Raw genomic sequence first — 20,338 nt, forward strand, 5'->3', positions numbered from 1 at the left:
TTTTCTGATCTAGCTGAGTGTTAAAGAAATAGGGAAAGCAAGAATAATAACTATGTACGACTTTCAAGTAATTCAGCTACTCTTGCAATCGGCTGATCTACTATATCTCTATCACCTAGAATATCATCCTCTGATTCTATTAGTATTCGCTTAGTTGAGATTATTTTATTACCTAAGCACTCGATTCCAAATGTATACCCTTCAGTATTGTGCCAAAAAATCCGGATACGTGAATTAGGGAAATTTTTCTTCTCAAACAAATAATCACCATATAAGCTTAATGTACGCCCGCCCCCGATATCTAACAAGAAATAACACTCCATAATCTCTTCGGAATCAAAAACCTCAACGACCTCAATCACATCATAGTCAGCGCTCGAAAGCATACCCTTATTAAGTGCTTCGAGCATCGAGTCTTTTGTTTTCCATAAATTAGGCCATGCCTGCAATAGGAGAATCGGATATGCCAAAAACATTGCTACTACTGCTATTACAGAACCCCAATCACGCCCAACAACCCACGAAAACAGCCAAAACGTTGGAAAGAACAAGATGATCGATATAATTGGTATTAGAAAAAGCCACATAACCATTTACCATCTGGAATTTTTATAAAAAAACATCAGTATAGCTATTTCGACTAAAAATGATTATCTTTGTCTTTACAATGATATTGTATAAATCAATTTATTAATTACCACTTTATGATATAAGTTAGTGAAATTCAAATTATGAAATATTTTTATACACTCAAAGCCATTGATAATTAGATAATCGAGGAAGATTATAAAAGCCCCCCCCTATTAATGACTCTCAATCGCCCAAAAATCATGAGCCAATGCCTTTTGAGCTATCTCTCTAGCCTCTTCATGATAAGCACTACAAGTGGCAACATATTCAAGAAACTTCCGACACACTCGTTTCTTTCCACCATGAATGAGGGTAAATTGATCTAAGAAATACTGCTTCAGCTCTGGATCATCATCACACGGACACATCGTCCAAATCACTTGCCAAGCACTAGAGCACCTTGGTTTATCAAAGGCTGTTGGCTCTTCGATGATCGCCTTCATATAAGCAGGGAGATAGAAGGCCATTCCTCTAGCATCTAGATAACACAGAGCTGTCATACATTGGAGTAGGTGTTCTATGGGGACATTCTTCCATTCACCAATATAATCTTCGCGCTCTGTAATCTCTTTCAAAACCTCTTCATCTTCGATCCAATCATCTATGGCTACCGCTGCATGGAGGCCACAATGTGACGGAAACGGAACATCTGAAAACTCGTCTTGAATACTCAGACTCAACGATTCAGCAGATTGCATAGCAGATAACCTTTCTATTCCAATATAAGGAAGCGATTTAAATATATAAACCATTCTATGAGGCTTTTAATTTATATCAAGTTATATAGTTTTTGCGTAAAAACTTAAATCAATAGAATTGGTATAGTCTTATTTCTAGCTAGAGAATACTCAGCACCTGTGTAGGCAGTAACTGATTCAAGCAATTCATATGCCCCAAAGGACAGGTGCGTTTAAAGCAGGGGCTACATTCTAAATGTAAACTAATAATCTGAGCGTGAGGATGTAACGGCGGGGNAAAATTAGGATCGGTCGAGCCATAAAGCGCTATAACAGGAGTACCGACGGCTGCGGCCATGTGCATTAAGCCCGAATCATTACTTAATACTTTCGTACTTAAGGCTAATAAAGTGAGGGCTTCTAATAAGGTAGTATTACCAGCGAGATTCCATACACCTGTCGTTTGCGGTAATTGGGTAATGATTTGCTCACAAACAGCTTGATCTTTTTTGGAGCCTAATAATACGATTTGCCAACCCTTAGCCAGCATGTGCTCGGCTACAGTCGCAAAGTAATTCGCAGGCCAACGCTTAGCCTCTCCATACTCCGCCCCCGGACACAAGGCTAAAATGGGCTGATCCGCATTCAATTTAAATTGCTCGCGCACTTGCAATAATTGCTGAGTTGATAAGGTAATATGTGGCTCAGAATATTGAATAGGATAAGTATTTTCAGGGTAAGCGAGTGCGACAAAACGCTGCACCGTCATCGTTAATTGTTGTTTATCTAACTCACGGCGGTCATTGAGTAGCCCATAACGTAACTCGCCTTTAAATCCAGTGCGCTTAGGAATACCAGCCCAAAACGGAATCAAAGCGGATTTAAATGAATTGGGTAATACAATCGCCCAATCATAGCGACATGCTTTTAAGGTTTGGGCTAATTGATAACGCCCCTTGAGATTAAGTTCGCCATGTTGAAAGGGTAGCTCTATTCCTTCACTTACTTCTGGCATAACAGCGAGTAAGGATAAACTCCACTTCGGCGCTAATACATCAATGCTTAGGGTGGGGTATTGCTGCTTTAGGGCAATAAAGAGACTTTGCGCCATCATCATATCGCCCACCCATGACGGGCCAATAATCAGACAGCGCTTAGGAATCATTAGACTAATCTACCAAGCGATACAAAGTGCCGCAATAGGGACAGCGGCAGCTTTGTTGTGGGCTTTTTTCAATGGGTAAAAAGACCCGTGGATGAGCACACCAATCCGCTGCATCATCGCGTGGGCAATGCAGCGGTAAATCAGCACGGTTAAGTGCTACATCACGCTCAGTACCTAAGCGCTCATAATCAGCTACGGAGGGTATGCTCATCTGCTTTTCACCTTATACGAGGGTTAGCCACTGACCATAACGATCATTACATTTACCCTTGACCACATCAAAATACAAACTTTGTAATTGTTGAGTGATAGGGCCACGAGTACCTGCACCAATAGGGCGACGATCTAATTCACGAATCGGGGTCACTTCCGCAGCCGTTCCTGTGAAGAAGGCTTCATCTGCAATATAAACCTCATCGCGGGTAATACGTTTTTCACGTACTTCAATCCCTAAATCTTTAGCTAATTGCAATACAGTACGACGGGTAATACCATCTAAAGCAGAAGTCAGCTCAGGGGTATAGATCACGCCCTCTTTTACTAAGAAGAAGTTTTCCCCACTACCCTCTGCGACATAGCCCTCTGTATCCAACAATAAAGCCTCATCGTAACCATCATCTAAGGCTTCACGTAGCGCGAGCATAGAATTGATATAGTTACCATTAGCTTTCGCTTTACACATGGCAACATTCACATGATGACGCGTATAGGAAGAGGTCTTAATCCGAATCCCCTTTTCCATATTGTCGGCACCTAAATATGAACCCCACGTCCACGCCGCAACCATGGTATGTACTTTCAGATTATCCGCACGTAGACCCATACCCTCTGAACCGTAAAAACACATCGGGCGTAGGTAAGCTGAATCGAGCTTATTTTCGCGTACCACTAGGCGTTGAGCTTCGTTTAGCACTTCTGCACTAAAACCTACGGGCATACGCATGATTTTAGCGGAGTTTAAGAGACGTTGAGTATGATCTTGCAGGCGGAAAATAGCCGTTCCTTGGGCGGTTTGATAGGCACGCACCCCTTCAAACACGCCCATACCATAATGTAACGTATGTGTCAGTACATGCACTTTAGCATCACGCCAAGGTACTAACTCACCATCTAACCAAATCACACCATCGCGGTCAGCCATTGACATGCTGATCTCTCCCATACTCACGAATAATAAGAGACTAAGCATAGCATGCGCAGAATTGGGGATTCTAGAGCAAATGTAATGGCAGTTGATAACCAATCCCATCAGCATACCCCCTTATAGATAGCTACTAAAACATTAAGTAGATGAGTATCACGATAGCGAGGCTAAGTTATTTATAATTTATTAGAAATAAAAAAACAAAAATATAATACCAAAAAACAAATATCTATTTAAATTTTAATCATAGATTAAATTTACCAATTTAAAATAAAATTACACTAATCTATTGATATATAAAGAAAATATTAAAACGGTTAATTTTATTTAAATTATCCAAAATTCTAAATAATATTATTTATTCTAAAATAATTTTTTACTCATGATAAAGATTATTGAGTTTTACTTAGCTTAATTATATGATGAACACAGACTTAACTTAAGGCTTCATCTTTTAGCTTTTAGTAATTCAGTGTTTTTAAGATTATTTAGAATCTAATCTCTTTTAGGCTTGTATTATCAAAGATGCTTCCAAAAATTATTTTGAGTGTTATTTAAAGATGGTTTTTGAAAATCTTTCAGACTAAACTCCGAGGAATCCATTATGGAACGTTATTATACCTTTTTGAGAAAACCTCAAATGTATCGATATCCCTCCCACTCCTTAGCATTTTTTGTATTGGTACTTGTTTATTTACTCTCGCTATTCTCCACTAATGCTTTTGCTGCTGAAAAAATTTTCCAGCTTGGCACATCTAGTCCTTCAGCAATGGGTAGTGCAAGTGGCATTATACCTACCAATTCTGTCCAATTAAATTCAGGTATAATAAATAACCTTACTATTGGCACAGAGGTTGGGGTGCCACTTCCTTCAGGACAGATTACCTCTGGTAAAGTAACGAATATTATTGCAGGAACAGGAAAAAATAGCGCTACGGGTCTACCAGAAACCTCTCGCACTATTGTTTCTCTAGCTAATAATGGTGGTGCTGCTACTTTAATAAAACGTGGTAATGCCATTAGTGAACTATTAGTCTATGACAACACTAATAAAACCATTCATAAAGCCATTATCAATAACAATGGAACTGGGCAATTAATTAAAGATAATTTGAGCAAGTATATTTGTTTACCCTATCCAGTCGCACCTCCTGCCCCGGCTCCCATACCTAAAAACTCTGCAGCTATACCCGATGTAACCAGCTTAAAAAGCTTACAAAGTAAACCCGGAGCATCTAAAGTACTTTATATTGATTATTGGGGCGGAACCTTAACGGGTACAGTTTGGAATGATTATACTAACAGTGGCAACCCTATTGTTTATACCCCATATAGCTCTGATTCGGATACCACCAATTTTTCAGAGGCAGATCGTTATCTGATGTGGCTAGGGTTTAATGAGGCGGCTGAGGATTATGCTGCATTTGGGATTAATGTGACGACTAATGTAGCGATCTATAATGCGACCCCATCCGCCAATCGCTCTCGTATCATCGCAACTACTACTGATTATTTTTACCCAGGTTATGGGGGGGTTGCCTTTATAGGTGCTTTTAGATTTACAACTGACTACAGTAAAACTGCTTGGGTTTGGAATAGATCAGCAGGCAGCTTAGGTATGACTATTTCTCATGAGGCTGGACATCAAATGGGATTAGAGCATGATGGTACCAATACACTAGGCTACTACCAAGGGCATGGTGTATGGGGACCTATTATGGGTGCTCCCTTTAATAAACCCTATGTACAGTGGAGTAAAGGTGAATACCTTGATGCCAATAACAATGAAAATGATTTTACCACAATCGCTAGCGTGTTAGGTATTACAGGGGATGATGCGGGTAATACGGCTGCTACTGCTACTACTCTTACTTTGCCTGCTACCAATAAACAGGGATATATTCGGCCTAATGGTCTAGCGGCTGATGTGGATGTTTATAAATTTACCTTAAGTAGTACGCAAACTGTCACTGTGAAAGCTCAGCCTGCTCTTGGTGCTGAAGGCGAATCAATTGCTAGCAATCTAGCGATGAATGCCAAGCTCACTAATAGCTCAGGAACACTGATTGCTCAAGCTCTATCTAGTGCAGTATCCCCTCTATCTCCCTCTACCAACAAACTGTTATATACAGGTAGTTTAGCAGCAGGTACCTATTATCTAACCATTGATGCGGTATCTCCCAATACTAATTGGAGTGCTGGTTTTGGTGAATACGGTAATGAAGGGTTGTACCGCTTCACTGTGAGTACAGCTACTGTGCCTACACCTAAAATGACATCTCCTACACCCAATACTAAATTGGCAAGCACTACCCAAACCTTTACATGGAGCACCAACGGAGCTACTGTTACTAAATATCGGCTCTATGTAGGCAATACGTTAGGTGGTTCGTCCTATCATAATAGTGGTGAGCTAGCTAATACAATTACCAGCCGTAGTGTCAGTGGATTACCTAGCAATAACTCTACTGTATATGTGCGTTTACAGTGGAACACTGGTTCTGTATGGAAGTACGCAGATTATACCTACACGGCTACTGGAAGCACTACACCATCCATTACCAGTCCTACCAATAAAGCCATTTTCACTAGTACCTCACAACTTTTCAAATGGAGTGCAAATGGAGCTTCTAATGTCAAACAATATTCACTACAAATAGGATCAACTGTAGGCGCTAAAGATATTTATAACAGTGGTATCTTAACCTCCACAACTCTTCAAAGAACAGCCTCAAATCTACCTCAAGATGGGCGCACCTTATACGTACGTTTCTGGTATTACCGTGGAAGTGCTCATCCCATACCTAAAGCGGGTGAGAAAATTGCTGCCAATATAAGTGCTGGTACTTGGTACTACCGTGACTACACCTATAAAGCTGTTACTCTTTCAGGTTTTAATGAGCAATTTAATGGTAATATTTCAAAATGGCTTACAAGATCAGGAATATGGAGCAACATATCCAACCTCTATATAGGCACTAGTGGTCGCAGTGCTGCATGGAACCATGTCATTTACTCCCCAACCACTTATAGTAAAGTAGACTATAGTGCTTTAATCAAACGTACTGGTAGTAATACTTCTAGCTCTGCTAATTTAACCATTCGTGGTGATGGCACTGTGGATAGCACTGGTGCATGTTATAACTGTTATTTATTCCAATATACTAACAGTGGCTATTATTCTGTTTGGAAAGTAATTAATGGTTATTACACAGCTTTACAATCATGGACTTCTTCATCCAGTATCTATCAGAATAGCTGGAATACCTTACGAGTTGTTGCTGTAGGTACTAGTCTGAAATTTTATATCAATGGAACTTTAGTCTGGTCTGGTACAGATAGTAGCCGTACTAGTGGCTATGTAGGTATGTCAATGGCCTACTCTGATACATTAACAGCCGACTGGGCAACTTTAACCATTCCATCTGGTATGCCCCTTGAGACCATCTTACCTGATCAAACGATCATGAATAAAACGACTCATGACAAACCTGCTAATTATAATCCTGCCGAGAGTCCACAATAATGTGGATAGCTACAAATTAGCCTAACTAATAACTTTATAATTTAATAGGCCTAGCTTAATAAATTAAGCTAGGCCTATTTTTTTAAAATATCTCTTTAATATTTTAAAGTTCATTCTACTTTAGCTAATAAAGATTAATTAACCGCATCATGGACATAATAATCCGTGTCACTGTAGTTTTCGAAAACGGTATCATTAGTACCATTATACGCCACTATCGTGGTTTGGTTTTGGGTTGGGGTATTTAAATAAGCCGTTTTATTATCACTAGAGCGCCGAATATAGTTTTGGGTCGGTACGGCCTGATAATTGGTAGCATAAGTAGTCGATACCCGCTTAGTCGATTTCTTAGCTTTAGTGTTTTTTCCAGCAGTGCTCGTTTTCGTTTTAGCTGAAGCGGTTTGAACACTGGCTTGCTTATCTGCGCTGGTGTCTTTACCGACATAATAGCTCGCACCCACTCTACTGTTCGCTCTCGCTAATGAAGTGGTTTGCGATGATCTATTAATCCGAGCAAGACTTTCTAAGCGCTGATACTCCTCCATCACCTTAACGACATAGTTTTGGGTTTCACGATAAGGAGGGATACCACCATGTTTATCCACGGCACCAGGACCTGCATTATAACCGGCTAAGGCTAATAGCTTATTGCCATTAAAGCGTTGCAGCATACGGCCTAGGTATTTAGCGCCACCCATAATATTATCTTGTGGCTCATAACTATTCGTCACGCCCATTAAAGCAGCGGTTCCGGGCATTAATTGCATCAGCCCTTGTGCGCCAACGGGCGAAGTCGCTTTGTGATTAAAGCAAGACTCTTGGCGAATAACGGCTCGAATTAAATTTTCCTCGACACCATAAGCACGTGCATAGGCTCTGATAACGGGTAAGTGCTCTTGAGCCTTTTGCTCGACTTGCACACCTGTCCATTGTCCACAACCACGTGGCTCTAATGACATCGTAGTAGGAATATAATCCGCCTGAGTCGTACCGGCAAAAGAACCATAATCATTCGATTGCGTTGTTGTTTTGCGCTGAGGTGCAGGTGCAGGGGCAGCAACCGTCACAGGAACAGGCGCGGGGCTACCATATTTAGCCACTAGTTTAATTTTTTTACCAACAACCTTGGTATTGGTTAGCCATTGTTTGCCATCTTTATCAACATAGAGGTAAATTTCTGCTTTAGCGGTTTGACTCAATAATAAGCCCATGCAGGTGGCTGCCACTAAAGGAAGGCGAGAATGGGAAAAACAGGGTATTGTTATATTCATCATTATTGTTCGTCTATTGTTATTTTGTAAGCAAAATAATGAGCTGGCTTCATCAGTCCATTGCCAATCCTAAGGCGGCATTAAAACATTTTGTCAAGCCATAAAACAATTTAAGGTGATAAGTGGACTTAAAAGGAGGATTGAATAAAAAACACCAAGCTTAATACAAGATTAACTAGCCAGCCTATTTTATTCGGTATACAATGTTAACTGCTAATAGGCAAAGGTACTCATAGGGATCGTGATGCCATCTTGTGGGTTTCAGTTGACACGGCTGAAACTCACATCTCTGCTAATATTTCTTAATAAATACTACAGGGTTTATTATGGATAAGCGCTTAATAGACAGTTTATTAGCCATAAAACACTAATCTTCCTCCCCTCAGTTCAATAAACGTCGATTCGCTAAGCTAAACGGTGCAATCGGGGCGTCAAACGTTGTGCCATCCTCTGCTACCATTTGATAACTTCCGTGCATAGCTCCAATAGGGGTATCCAAAACGACACCACTACTATAACGGAAACCCTCATTAGGCTTAAGCATAGGCTGCTCACCCACCACACCCTCACCGCGCACTTGCTGCTCATGCCCATTGGCATCGGTAATGATCCAGTGCCGACTGATTAATTGTGCAGCGATTTCACCGCGATTCACAATAGTGATCGTATAAGCAAATGCATAACGATCCCGCTCTGGCTCAGACTCCTGCTCCAGATACTCCGTGATCGCTGAAACTTCAATTTTATAACGCTCTGTCACTACTGTGCTCCTATGCGTAAGCTATAAGGATAAATCACAATACTACTAGATTATCCCGATGAATTAACTCTGCTGAATCGACATACCCTAATAATGACTCAATCGCTTTAGAAGGCTGACGCTTAATCTTATCAGCTTCATCACTAGCATAATTGACCAAGCCCTTAGCAATGATTTGACCATCAGGAGCAAGGCAACCCACCACATCACCGCGCTCAAATACCCCTTCAATGCGTGTCACCCCAATCGGTAATAAGCTTTTACCCGTATTGAGAATGGCATTAGCCGCTCCCTCATCCAGCCATACCTTACCACGCATTTGCAGTTGGCTGGCAATCCATTGTTTGCGTGCCACCAACGTTTCTTGATCAGCAATCAAGAGCGTACCAATATTTTCGCCCTGCTTTAAACGCTCTAAAACCAAAGACTCACGTCCTGAGGCAATAATAGTGGCACAGCCTGAGGCCGCAGCCCGTCGAGCGGCAAGTACCTTAGTCCGCATACCACCACTACCAATTAAAGTACCCGCGCCCCCGGCATACCCCACGAGAGACTCATCACTGGCACGCCCTAACTCAATCAGTTCAGCATCGGCAAATTTACGCGGGTCTTTATTATAAAGCCCGGATTGATCAGTCAAAATAATCAATACATCCGCCTCAATCAAATTCGCTACCAAAGCACCTAAGGTATCATTATCCCCTAAACGAATTTCATCATAAGCGACGGTATCATTTTCATTAATAACGGGAATTGCGCCCAAATCGACTAATTCACGTAAAGTATTGCGTGCATTCAGATAACGGCGACGATTAGCTAAATCATCATGGGTCAATAATACTTGTGCAGCATGAAAACCATGTAATTGAAAGTTTTCTTCATAAGCCTGAATCAAGCTCATCTGCCCAATCGCAGCAGCCGCTTGTTTTTGATACAGTGCCTTGGGCTTTTCATGCCAGCCCATGCGACTCATACCTTCAGCCACTGCCCCGGAGGACACTAGCACAATTTCAATCCCTTGCTTGCGTAACCTTGCGATCTGCCCCGCCCAATCTGCCAAAGCCGGACGATCTAACCCCTGACCATCTTTGGTTAATAAAGCACTACCAATCTTAACGACCCAACGTTGAGTCGTTTGCATAAATTCAGCGCGTTGATTCAGCTTGCTCTGCATATTGCTCTTCTAAATATTGCATAATTTTGAAACACAATGCCTCAGTGCCCTGTGCTGTTGCAGCCGAAATCATAAAGACTTCACCCTGCCAACCTAATTCATCAACAATCGCTTCACAGTGCGCTTGGCGCTCTTCTTCGGGAATCAAATCAATCTTATTTAATACCAGCCAACGCGGTCGCTCAATCAGCTCTTCACTATATTGCTCAAGCTCATTTTCAATCGCCTCAACAGCATAGGCAGGTTGCTGCTCTGGCTCTTCGGATAAAGGAGCCACATCCACCACATGCAGCAATAGACTAGTACGGGATAAATGCTTTAGAAATTGTAAGCCTAGCCCCGCCCCTTCGGATGCCCCTTCAATGACTCCCGGAATATCAGCCATCACAAAGCTTTGTAAGGGACCTACTTTCACCACACCCAAATTAGGCGTTAAAGTCGTAAAGGGATAATCTGCAATCTTAGGCCGTGCAGATGAAACGGCGCTGATTAAAGTCGATTTCCCCGCATTGGGTAAACCTAATAATCCGACATCCGCCAATAACCGCAGCTCTAAACGTAACTCACGCAGATCACCAGGAGTACCAGGCTTAGACTGACGCGGCGCTCGATTAATCGAGCTTTTATAACGGGTATTACCTAAGCCATGAAAACCGCCCTTAGCCACCATTAAGCGTTGGCCAACTGCAGTTAAATCACCAATGAACTCGCCCGTTTCTTCATCATGCACCACCGTACCGACGGGCACAGGAATCTCTTTATCCTCGCCACGTTGTCCGGTCATATTACGCCCACGCCCATTTTCCCCGCGCTGCGCTTCAAAATAGCGATCAGTACGAAAATCGACAAGGGTATTTAAACTTTTATCAGCAATTAGATAAACATCTCCACCATTACCACCATCGCCCCCATTCGGGCCACCACGGTCGATAAATTTCTCACGGTGAAAACTCACACATCCATTGCCACCATCGCCCGCTTTCACGCGAATGACTACTTCATCTACGAATTGCATATTTTTACTACACTACATACAAAAAAAGCCCCGACCTGCGGAGCTTTCTTTGTAGCTTTAATCACTCAACAGAAAAGGCTTAATTAGGCCTGAGCTGCTGGTTGTACGCTAATAAATTTACGACCACGGTCGCCTTTTTGTAAGAATACGACTACGCCATCCACTTTAGCAAATAACGTATGATCCTTACCACAACCGACATTGTCACCGGGGTGGAATTGTGTACCACGTTGACGTACTAGGATATTACCCGCTCTCACGACTTGACCACCAAAGCGTTTAACACCTAAGCGTTTCGATTCGGAATCGCGTCCATTACGGGTACTACCGCCTGCTTTCTTATGTGCCATGTCTGAAACCCCTTATGCCGTAATACCAGTGATTTCGATTTTTGTCAGGTACTGGCGATGACCAGTCCGTTTCTGATGGTGTTTACGACGACGGAATTTCATAATTTCAATCTTTTCGCCGCGCATTTGTGATTTAACAATAGCTGTTACTTGGCTACCAGTCACATAAGGCGCACCGATTTTGACGCTCTCGCCACTTCCAACCATCAGGACATTTTCGAAATCAAAGCTGGAGCCTTCTTCTTTATCCAGTTTCTCAACTTGGATAATGTCGCCTACTGCGACGCGGTACTGTTTACCGCCTGTTGCGATGACCGCATACATGTTAGTGTGTCTCCAAAAAAATGTCCTGTAAAAAGCCGACGGATTATAGTGTTTAAAATGCTTAAGAGCAAACAAATAATGAATATTTCGTGGTATTCCCTCTTAAACCTTGACACTAAGCCATACAGTTACCTAGCATGCGGGCTTTACCCTGTCAGCTTTTCAGATGAATTTTAACGCTATACGCCAATTAGTTGCCCAAGATATGCAATCTGTCGATGATCTGATTCGGCGGCGTTTATACTCTGATGTCGTACTAATTAATCAACTAAGTCAATACATTATCGGTAGTGGTGGCAAGCGTTTACGCCCCCTCCTAGCCTTATTAGTGGCTCGTGCTTGTGGCTATCAAGGCACTCATCATATTGATGTAGCGGCTATTATTGAATTTATCCATACGGCAACATTATTACATGATGACGTAGTTGATGAATCGGATATGCGCCGTGGTCAAGAAACTGCTAATAATGTTTGGGGGAATCAAGCAGCCGTATTAGTCGGCGACTTCTTATATTCGCGCTCTTTTGAAATGATGGTGAGCATTGGCAGTATGCGCGTGATGGAAATTTTATCCACCACGACCAATATTATTGCCGAAGGTGAGGTCATGCAGCTCTTAAACTGCCATGATCCTGATACCACCGAACAGCGCTATATGGATGTCATTCACTCTAAAACAGCCAAACTATTTGAAGCCGCTACCCAATTAGGTGCCATACTCGCAGAACGTCCAGAGGCTGAAGAGTTAGCTATGGCTAAATATGGCATGCATTTAGGTACAGCCTTTCAATTAGTCGATGATGTCTTAGATTACAGTGCTAGCAGTGAAGAAATGGGTAAGAATGTGGGTGATGATTTAGCCGAAGGCAAACCTACCCTCCCCCTCATTATCGCCCTGCAACGGGGTAATCCTGAGCAAACCGAGTTGATTCGTCATGCGATTGAGAATGGTGGGCTAGAACATATTGATGCTATCCAACAAGCTATCCATCAAACACAAGCATTAGAATACACGATGGAGAAAGCCCGCACTGAGGCTCAATTAGCCGTAGAGGCGCTGCAAATCCTAGCTGATTCTGACTTTAAAACCGCATTGGAAAGTCTGAGCTGGTTAGCTGTGAATCGTTCCCATTAGAATAATGGTCTAACTCACCGCCTTAACTCACTTATCTGCTGTATTATATTGCTGGATACTAAGGTTTAGCATATGGTTAGTCTATAGCCTTATTGCCAGTAGTAGAACCTAAAACCATGCAAAACCTAACTAATACCACACCTTTATCCGCTGATACTTTGGCTGCCAATGATAGCACTTGGCTAATCAAACAACTCCAGACCCAGACCGATACGGCGTTAGCCGAGCCTATTTATCGGCAATTATTGCGCCAAATTATTCAAATGATTCAAGCCGGACGACTCCTTGATGGAGCAAGCCTGCCCTCTGAGCGCACTTTGGCGGAGGCATTGAATTTAAGTCGAACCACCGTACGCAAATGTTACGACGAATTACGTGAGCGTAATTACATTAGTACCCATGGTCGTGCAGGGGTCGTGATCAAAAGCCCTTCACGTATTGCCCCCGAAATTGGCAAATTAAAAGGATTTACCGAGGAGATGCATGAACTAGGTATGGAGCCTTCTACTAGAATTTTAGCTCGCGAGGTAGTACAAGATCGTACTATTGCCTCGATTTTTGGGCGTCCCTCAACGGCTCCTTTTTTGCAGCTCATTCGCTTACGCCTTGCGGACAATGTCCCTATGACCCGTGAAGTTGCTTGGTATGATCTAACACTTGCCCCTGCTTTAGAACGGTGGAATGTAGTAGGGTCTATTTATGAGTATATGCAGCAACATTGCGGGCTAGTCCTTGAGCATGCAGAACAAACTATGGAGGCGGCGATGAGTAATCCAGACGAAATGCTGGCCTTTGACTTTGATACCCCCGCGCCCTGCTTATTATTAAAACGCAAAACCTATACCACGACCTCACACATGATTGAATATGTAGAGGGTACTTTTCGAGGTGACGCTTATACTTATCGCATTAACTTGAAACTCAATCCCTAGCCTCAAAGGTTTGCAATTGCGCCAAGGTTGGTAACACCGTCAAAACACCAGCATGTGCTGCGACATAAGCACCACAGGTATTAGCCACTTGTAAAGCAAGCGGCAAAGGTTGCTGAGTCAGTAAGGCATATACCAAGCCTGCGGTAAAGGCATCACCAGCTCCGGTAGGGTCTTGTAAGGTAATAGCCTTGGCTGGGATATGATAGGTATTACCTGTTTTTTCTACGGCTACACATCCTTGTGCGGCTAAGGTCACTATTAGCAATTTCCCCGACCAATTCAGTACGGTTAGATTTGCGAGCCATTGCTCACTTGACCACTCTGATACGTCGCCTAGCTGAAACAACTGGCTAGCCTCGGTTTCATTTAACACCCAAATATCCGTGAGAGTCTCCAATAGTTTGCTCGGTTTACGCCAAGGAGAAGGATTTAAAAGCGTAGGAATACCCAATCCTCGTGCTAACTCAAAAGCTCGAATAATAGGTTCCTCAGGTATTTCAAATTGAGCACACACTAATTGGCTCGTCGCTAAACGCGGGTAAGCGGCCTCAATATGCTGAGCATTCAGCCTTGCATTCGCACCCGCATAAACCGCAATAATATTTTGCCCCGCCTCCGTCACTAGCCCCACCCCAAAACCTGAAGCACCCTCTAATATCAATACATTTTGGGTATTTAAGCCTTCTTGTTGTAGGTAAGTGATTAAGGTCTGCCCCGCCCCATCGGTGCCCGCCGCCACCAATAGCTCAACGCTTACGCCCAAACGCTGCATACCTAATGCTAAATTTAAACCTTTGCCGCCATGCTCTATCCAAAGCTGTTTAGCCGCAACCGACTCCCCACTCTGTGGTAATTGCTCGACTCTGACACAATGAGCCTGCACATAACTACCCAATACCAAAGCTTGCATCTACGTCTCCCTCTACCGACGATGATTAGCATAGATTGTAGGCAATTGTTTGGCAAAGCTAGTGTTCTAAGAGTTTTATTTTACTAATCGGATCAATTAAATATATAAATCCATTAGCAACTTGACTAGATGGGGGATCTAGGGAGAACTTAAGAAGAATTGGGATGTTTTTTGATATGAGTGGGATACGCGCCCTAGAGGATTCGAACCTCTGACCTTTGCCTCCGGAGGGCAACGCTCTATCCAGCTGAGCTAAGGGCGCACAGAGAGGGAATGGATAATACAAAAATCTAGAGAATGAGTCCAATAAAGTTTGATATTTCTCGGATAGTTTAGTGTAGCACTCAGTAATTCCATTGAAAAACTACGGAATATTACCAACTTTTCCCTAAAGAGCATTGGTGCATATTAGCAGTTTCAAATATAATTCTTAGCGATTAAATAGATTTGTAACCCTCTTTGAAATTTATCATGCGGGCAAAGCTCACCTTTAGCCCGGTTAATGGGAGAAATATTGTGGCTCAATCAACTACACCTTATGATCCAATGGCAAAGCCTGTTTTGGTTGGTGGTTTGCTCGTATTGGGTGCGACGGTTTTTGTACTAGTTAGCAATTTATTCACGACAATAGATAGAAACAGCACCAAAGGCCTGAACGATCCTGCTAATCTAGAAAACTCGCTCATTACAGAAGACTTAAAGCGCATTGGTGTGGTTAAAACCGTAGATAAGTCGATAGCGCCTGTGGCTCGTACGGGCGAGCAGGTGTATCAATCTCTATGTACCAACTGCCATGCTACCGGTACATTGGGCGCACCTAAGATTGACAGTAAGTCAGATTGGGAGCCACGGATAGCTCAAGGCTTAAAAGGCCTATTAGAAGCAGCAACTAATGGTAAAAACCAGATGCCTGCTAAAGGTGGTGATCCCACACTAACAGAGCAAGAACTAACCGATACGATTCTCTATATGACTAGCAAAGCCGATATTGAGTTAGCACAAGCTGATAGCGCCGCAGCTCCAGCAGCTGCCGCTGCACAAGCTGCCCCCGCTCAAGCCGCGCCGGCTCCTGCTCAAGCTGCCGCACCTGCCGCTCAAGCAACTGCTACAGAAGCGACTCCAGCGCCTGCTCAAGCTGCAGCACCAGCTACTCCAGAGGCTGCCCCTGCTCAGGCCGCCGCACCGGCTGCTCCAGAAGCTACTCCTGCTCAGGCAAGTGCAGCCACTGATCTAGTAGAAGGTGAAAAGGTTTATAAATCGCTATGTTTCTCTTGTCACGATGTAGGTGTTTCTGGCTCACCTAAATTAACAGATAAAGCAGCATGGGAACCCCGTATTGCTACCGGCATGGAAGCACTTTATGCCAGTACCATGAATGGTAAAAACCTCATGCCTCCTCGTGGTGGTAACCCAGCTCTAACCGATGCACAACTTAAAGCAGCGGTTGATTATATGGTTAGCCAAGTTAAGTAAGCTCAGCCTTGAAAGGTGTAGTCTTTCTACACCTTTCTTTATGCTGCTATTACCCGCCCGTCATATTCATATAACGTACAACCTGCTCCTTAGCTTGTGTCACCTCAAACTCATGACCAAAAGGCTTAATCTGCATAGCTTCTTGTAGAGCCTGTAGCAATGGTTCATCGTCTAGAGGATTGGCTCGTAAAATACGCCTTAAATCTACAGAATGCTCCTGCCCTAAGCATAATAATAATCGCCCTTCAGCCGTGACCCGCACCCGATTACAATCACCACAAAAATTATGACTATGGGGAGAAATAAAGCCGACCCGTCTATCACTGCCTGCTACGGCATAATATTTAGAGGGCCCACCCGTATGAGCTACGATAGGTTGTAAATCATAATACTCACGTAAATCACGCAGAATCTCATCACTCGAATAATAAGCCTCTGCTCTACTATGCTCACTAATAGCGCCTAACGGCATTTCTTCAATAAAGCTAATATCCAAACCTTTATTAAAAGCAAATTCGACTAAATCTAATACTTCATCATGATTACGATGTTTTAAGACCACCGCATTCAGTTTAATCCGTTCAAAGCCTTGTTCTAACGCAGCATCAATTCCAGCGAGGGTTTTATTAATATCCCCCATCCGTGTTAACTGTCGAAAACGTTCTGGTTTTAAGGTATCAAGACTAATATTAAGGCGGGTGAGACCTGCTTGTTTTAAGGCTGCCGCATAAGTGGTGAGTTGTGTGCCATTTGTAGTCATAGTCAGGTCACGTAACCCCTCTAATTCGCCTAGCTCCTCACACAAGCGCACGATATTGCGGCGTGTTAATGGCTCGCCTCCGGTCAAACGAATTTTACTCACCCCTAATTGCACAAAAACACGACCTACACGCGCCATCTCTTCTAAGGTGAGTAGCTGCGAGCGGGGCACAAACGTCATATCCTCACTCATGCAATACACACAGCGTAGATCACAGCGATCTGTCACGGATAAACGTACATAATTAATGCGCCGCCCAAAGCGGTCGATTAAGGCGGGTTGTGAGGCGATACTCATAAATTACACTCCAATCAAGGCTAAATCAGATATAACAGCATTTACTAACCCTCGCAAACTTCCTACTAGATTACGTGTGAACCGCCGCTACAAACTGCCCTAATTGTTCAAGTAATACGGTCGCATACGCACCGGCTGGCAAGGTGAAATTTAATTGTAGAGTATGAGTATCTAATACTTCATAGTGCAAATTTTTAATATTCACCCGTAAAGCACGACGCTCAAAGGCTAAACGTTGCTGGATGAGACCTTTACAAAATTCTGGGAAGTAATCAGCTTGTTGTAACTCTAATGCTCGCATCAAGCCCTGCGTAGGCAAATCGCCCTCTCCCCACATAGCACCAGAGGGATGAATATCACCTTGGCTTAAACGCTCGGCTAAACTCTCCGAGCCATCATCTAAAAACCATGAGTGACTATCCTCTAATACAAATACATCCCCAGCTAAACGAGTATTCCAATTTCCCTGTTTAATCCGCTCTTGTAAAATATGATTAAAAATCCAAGAACGGGCTGCTGATAAATACAAACTCATCTGATGACGTTGTTTAGGGCGAAACTCGCCTTTAAACCAAGCCAGTGCTTTAGTTAAATTATTTCTTTCATTACCAAAGCGCTGCTCACCAAAATAATTAGGCACCCCTTGCTTACTAATTTGCTCGATAATGGCTGTGGCTTGGGCTACATCTCCCTCGATATCACGCACAATCAATTGAAAGTGATTGGCTGTTAATGCTCCACGCTTGAGTTTTTTATCATGTCGAGTACTTTGTAGAATCTCTATTTCAGGTAGCAATGCGCTGAAATCAGGATCCGGCTTTCCCGCTAATTGCAGGCTAAACCATTGGGTTGTGACGGCATGGCGATCTTTTAAACCGGCATAGCCGACTTCCATTTCTTTGATACCCGCACAACGTGCTAATTGCCCCGCCACCCAATCGGTATTCGCGCCAGTTTTGCGTACTTGCAGCCATAAATGCTCACCTTGCCCTGATAGGGTAATATCCATTTGCTCATCCACTTTAAAATCACTGTGGTGAACGCGAAATTGTCCCGTTAATGGCGCTGCATAGGCGGGGATAAACTCAGTAGAGAAGAGGGTATTCAAGATAGCTACTCGATGGCGTGTGAGGGAGTTGATTTAATACTAAAACGAGCTTCCGTCGCAACTGTAAAGACTAATAGCTCCCTTTTATAACTTTCGCTATGATTTACGTCATGAAATACCATGACCTACGCGACTTTATCCAACAATTGGAAGCTATGGGCGAACTTAAGCGTATCTCGCTTGAGGTTGATCCCTATCTAGAAATGACCGAGATTGCTGACCGAGTATTACGCTCCGAAGGCCCGGCTTTACTCTTTGAAAACCCCAAAGGCTACTCAACTCCGGTGCTCGCCAACCTATTTGGTACACCGCGTCGTGTAGCGCTAGGTATGGGGGCAGACTCAGTCGAGGCTTTACGTGATACGGGCAAATTACTGGCGATGCTCAAGCAACCTGAGCCACCTAAAGGCTTTAAAGATGCCCTAAACGCCTTGCCTATATTCAAAAAAGTCTTGGATATGGCTCCTAAAGTACTGCGCTCGGCACCTTGTCAGGAGATAGTACTGGAAGGTGATCAAGTCGACTTAGGCCAGATTCCAATTCAAACCTGCTGGCCGGGTGATGTAGCTCCTTTGATTACTTGGGGCTTAGTCATTACCAAAGGGCCTGAGAAAAAGCGCCAAAATTTAGGGATTTATCGCCAACAAGTCATTGGTAAAAATCGCGTGATTATGCGCTGGCTTTCACATCGAGGGGGTGCATTAGATTTTCGTGACTTCCAACGCCTAAATCCTGGCAAGCCCTTTCCTATAGCAGTAGCATTAGGGGCAGACCCTGCTACCATTTTAGGGGCAGTCACACCGGTTCCGGATACACTATCTGAATATGCTTTTGCCGGATTATTACGCGGATCACGTACGGAAGTAGTTAAGGCTTTAGGCTCGGATTTACAAGTACCTGCCTCAGCCGAGTATGTATTAGAAGGGCATATTTACCCCGATGATATGGCACCCGAAGGCCCCTATGGAGATCACACAGGCTATTATAATGAAGTGGATAACTTCCCTGTGTTCACTATTGAACGCATTACTCATCGCAAAAACCCCATTTACCACAGTACCTATACTGGACGCCCACCCGATGAGCCAGCCATTCTAGGGGTTGCTTTAAACGAGGTGTTTGTACCGATTTTGCAAAAGCAATTCCCTGAAATTGTGGATTTTTACTTACCCCCCGAAGGCTGTTCCTATCGTCTGGCAGTGGTGAGTATGAAAAAACAATACCCCGGACATGCCAAGCGCGTCATGATGGGTGTGTGGTCGTTCCTCAGACAATTTATGTACACCAAATTTATTATTGTGGTGGATGACGATATTAATACCCGCGATTGGAAGGATGTCATCTGGGCGATTACCACCCGCATGGATCCAGAGCGGGATACCACTTTAATTAAAAACACACCGATTGATTACTTAGACTTTGCCTCGCCGATGTCGGGGTTAGGTTCCAAAATGGGTATGGATGCGACCAATAAATGGCCCGGTGAGACTAACCGCGAATGGGGTACTCCCATTGTCATGGATAAAGCGGTGCAAGATCGGGTCGATGAACTATGGAATCAGTTAGGTCTATAAAAGAAAAAAGCGCATAGGGGTATGCGCTTGAGTTAGGGTTCCGCGAGTGTTATCAACCAACTTATTGTTATTATTTGTCTTTGAGCATTGGTAATCTGCTCAAGGCAATCTAT

19 protein-coding genes and 1 tRNA gene are annotated in these 20,338 nt (G+C 43.3%); 5 read left to right on the forward strand and 15 right to left on the reverse strand.

The window, feature by feature from the left end; genetic code table 11:
* Positions 1-50: 50 nt before the first annotated feature.
* The 5 genes from A3IK_RS0106335 to A3IK_RS0106355 form a co-directional block, all read right to left on the reverse strand.
* The gene (locus A3IK_RS0106335) at positions 51-587 is read right to left on the reverse strand and encodes a hypothetical protein (protein WP_020559139.1); all 537 of its coding nucleotides are present in this window, start codon (positions 585-587) and stop codon (positions 51-53) included.
* A 216-nt stretch (positions 588-803) separates the two neighbouring features.
* The gene (locus A3IK_RS0106340; protein ID WP_020559140.1) at positions 804-1,328 is read right to left on the reverse strand and encodes a DUF6714 family protein; all 525 of its coding nucleotides are present in this window, start codon (positions 1,326-1,328) and stop codon (positions 804-806) included.
* Positions 1,329-1,467: 139 nt separating this feature from the next.
* Complete coding sequence (gene waaF, locus A3IK_RS0106345) at positions 1,468-2,472, reverse strand: lipopolysaccharide heptosyltransferase II (RefSeq protein ID WP_020559141.1); 1,005 nt, start codon at positions 2,470-2,472, stop codon at positions 1,468-1,470.
* A 4-nt stretch (positions 2,473-2,476) separates the two neighbouring features.
* Complete coding sequence (locus A3IK_RS0106350; protein ID WP_020559142.1) at positions 2,477-2,683, reverse strand: zinc-finger domain-containing protein; 207 nt, start codon at positions 2,681-2,683, stop codon at positions 2,477-2,479.
* A gap of 12 nt (positions 2,684-2,695) precedes the next feature.
* Positions 2,696-3,619 (reverse strand): branched-chain amino acid transaminase, encoded by a 924-nt coding sequence (locus A3IK_RS0106355; RefSeq protein WP_020559143.1) that lies wholly within the window; start codon positions 3,617-3,619, stop codon positions 2,696-2,698.
* Positions 3,620-4,220: 601 nt separating this feature from the next.
* Here A3IK_RS0106355 and A3IK_RS0106360 point away from each other — a divergent pair.
* Positions 4,221-7,142: a zinc-dependent metalloprotease family protein gene (locus tag A3IK_RS0106360; RefSeq protein ID WP_020559144.1), complete on the forward strand. Its 2,922-nt coding sequence runs from the start codon at positions 4,221-4,223 to the stop codon at positions 7,140-7,142.
* A gap of 134 nt (positions 7,143-7,276) precedes the next feature.
* Here A3IK_RS0106360 and A3IK_RS21820 read toward each other — a convergent pair whose 3' ends face one another.
* The 6 genes from A3IK_RS21820 to rplU all read right to left on the reverse strand — a co-directional run bounded on the left by A3IK_RS21820 (position 7,277) and on the right by rplU (position 12,036).
* Entirely contained in the window at positions 7,277-8,416 is a 1,140-nt protein-coding gene (locus A3IK_RS21820) for a lytic transglycosylase domain-containing protein (RefSeq protein WP_281167266.1), read from the reverse strand.
* A gap of 379 nt (positions 8,417-8,795) precedes the next feature.
* The gene (gene apaG, locus A3IK_RS0106370; RefSeq protein ID WP_020559146.1) at positions 8,796-9,173 is read right to left on the reverse strand and encodes a Co2+/Mg2+ efflux protein ApaG; all 378 of its coding nucleotides are present in this window, start codon (positions 9,171-9,173) and stop codon (positions 8,796-8,798) included.
* A gap of 34 nt (positions 9,174-9,207) precedes the next feature.
* On the reverse strand, positions 9,208-10,347 hold the full coding sequence (gene proB, locus A3IK_RS0106375) for a glutamate 5-kinase (RefSeq protein ID WP_020559147.1): 1,140 nt from the start codon (positions 10,345-10,347) through the stop codon (positions 9,208-9,210).
* A complete protein-coding gene (gene cgtA, locus A3IK_RS0106380; protein WP_020559148.1) occupies positions 10,319-11,362 on the reverse strand; it encodes an Obg family GTPase CgtA in 1,044 nt (347 codons plus the stop codon). The genes proB and cgtA overlap by 29 nt, the downstream gene beginning before the upstream one ends.
* Before the next feature lie 83 nt (positions 11,363-11,445).
* Positions 11,446-11,712 carry a 50S ribosomal protein L27 gene (rpmA, locus tag A3IK_RS0106385; protein WP_020559149.1) on the reverse strand — a complete coding sequence of 89 codons (267 nt, stop codon included), beginning with the start codon at positions 11,710-11,712 and terminating at the stop codon, positions 11,446-11,448.
* A 12-nt stretch (positions 11,713-11,724) separates the two neighbouring features.
* Positions 11,725-12,036: a 50S ribosomal protein L21 gene (gene rplU / locus A3IK_RS0106390; protein ID WP_020559150.1), complete on the reverse strand. Its 312-nt coding sequence runs from the start codon at positions 12,034-12,036 to the stop codon at positions 11,725-11,727.
* 166 nt (positions 12,037-12,202) lie between these two features.
* Here rplU and ispB point away from each other — a divergent pair, with 166 nt between their 5' ends.
* Together ispB and A3IK_RS0106400 are read left to right on the forward strand one after the other, a co-directional pair.
* Positions 12,203-13,171, forward strand: coding sequence for an octaprenyl diphosphate synthase (gene ispB, locus A3IK_RS0106395; protein ID WP_020559151.1), 969 nt, complete (start codon positions 12,203-12,205; stop codon positions 13,169-13,171).
* A gap of 116 nt (positions 13,172-13,287) precedes the next feature.
* Complete coding sequence (locus A3IK_RS0106400; protein WP_020559152.1) at positions 13,288-14,103, forward strand: GntR family transcriptional regulator; 816 nt, start codon at positions 13,288-13,290, stop codon at positions 14,101-14,103.
* On the opposite strand, the gene A3IK_RS0106405 is transcribed toward A3IK_RS0106400, so the two are convergent.
* Positions 14,093-15,013 carry a ribokinase gene (locus A3IK_RS0106405; protein WP_020559153.1) on the reverse strand — a complete coding sequence of 307 codons (921 nt, stop codon included), beginning with the start codon at positions 15,011-15,013 and terminating at the stop codon, positions 14,093-14,095. The genes A3IK_RS0106400 and A3IK_RS0106405 overlap by 11 nt on opposite strands.
* A 188-nt stretch (positions 15,014-15,201) precedes the next feature.
* A tRNA-Arg gene (locus A3IK_RS0106410) sits at positions 15,202-15,275 on the reverse strand.
* A gap of 254 nt (positions 15,276-15,529) precedes the next feature.
* On the opposite strand from A3IK_RS0106410, the gene A3IK_RS0106415 reads away from it, so the two are divergent.
* On the forward strand, positions 15,530-16,486 hold the full coding sequence (locus tag A3IK_RS0106415; protein ID WP_245539463.1) for a c-type cytochrome: 957 nt from the start codon (positions 15,530-15,532) through the stop codon (positions 16,484-16,486).
* Between the two features lie 49 nt (positions 16,487-16,535).
* On the opposite strand, the gene moaA is transcribed toward A3IK_RS0106415, so the two are convergent.
* Both moaA and truD read right to left on the reverse strand, forming a co-directional pair.
* Positions 16,536-17,543: a GTP 3',8-cyclase MoaA gene (gene moaA / locus A3IK_RS0106420; protein ID WP_020559155.1), complete on the reverse strand. Its 1,008-nt coding sequence runs from the start codon at positions 17,541-17,543 to the stop codon at positions 16,536-16,538.
* A gap of 70 nt (positions 17,544-17,613) precedes the next feature.
* A complete protein-coding gene (gene truD / locus A3IK_RS0106425) occupies positions 17,614-18,651 on the reverse strand; it encodes a tRNA pseudouridine(13) synthase TruD (protein ID WP_020559156.1) in 1,038 nt (345 codons plus the stop codon).
* Positions 18,652-18,761: 110 nt separating this feature from the next.
* On the opposite strand from truD, the gene ubiD reads away from it, so the two are divergent.
* Entirely contained in the window at positions 18,762-20,225 is a 1,464-nt protein-coding gene (gene ubiD / locus A3IK_RS0106430; protein WP_020559157.1) for a 4-hydroxy-3-polyprenylbenzoate decarboxylase, read from the forward strand.
* Positions 20,226-20,338 lie beyond the last annotated feature (113 nt).

This window comes from Thiofilum flexile DSM 14609 (assembly GCF_000380185.1).
GTDB classification, from domain to species: domain Bacteria; phylum Pseudomonadota; class Gammaproteobacteria; order Thiotrichales; family Thiotrichaceae; genus Thiofilum; species Thiofilum flexile.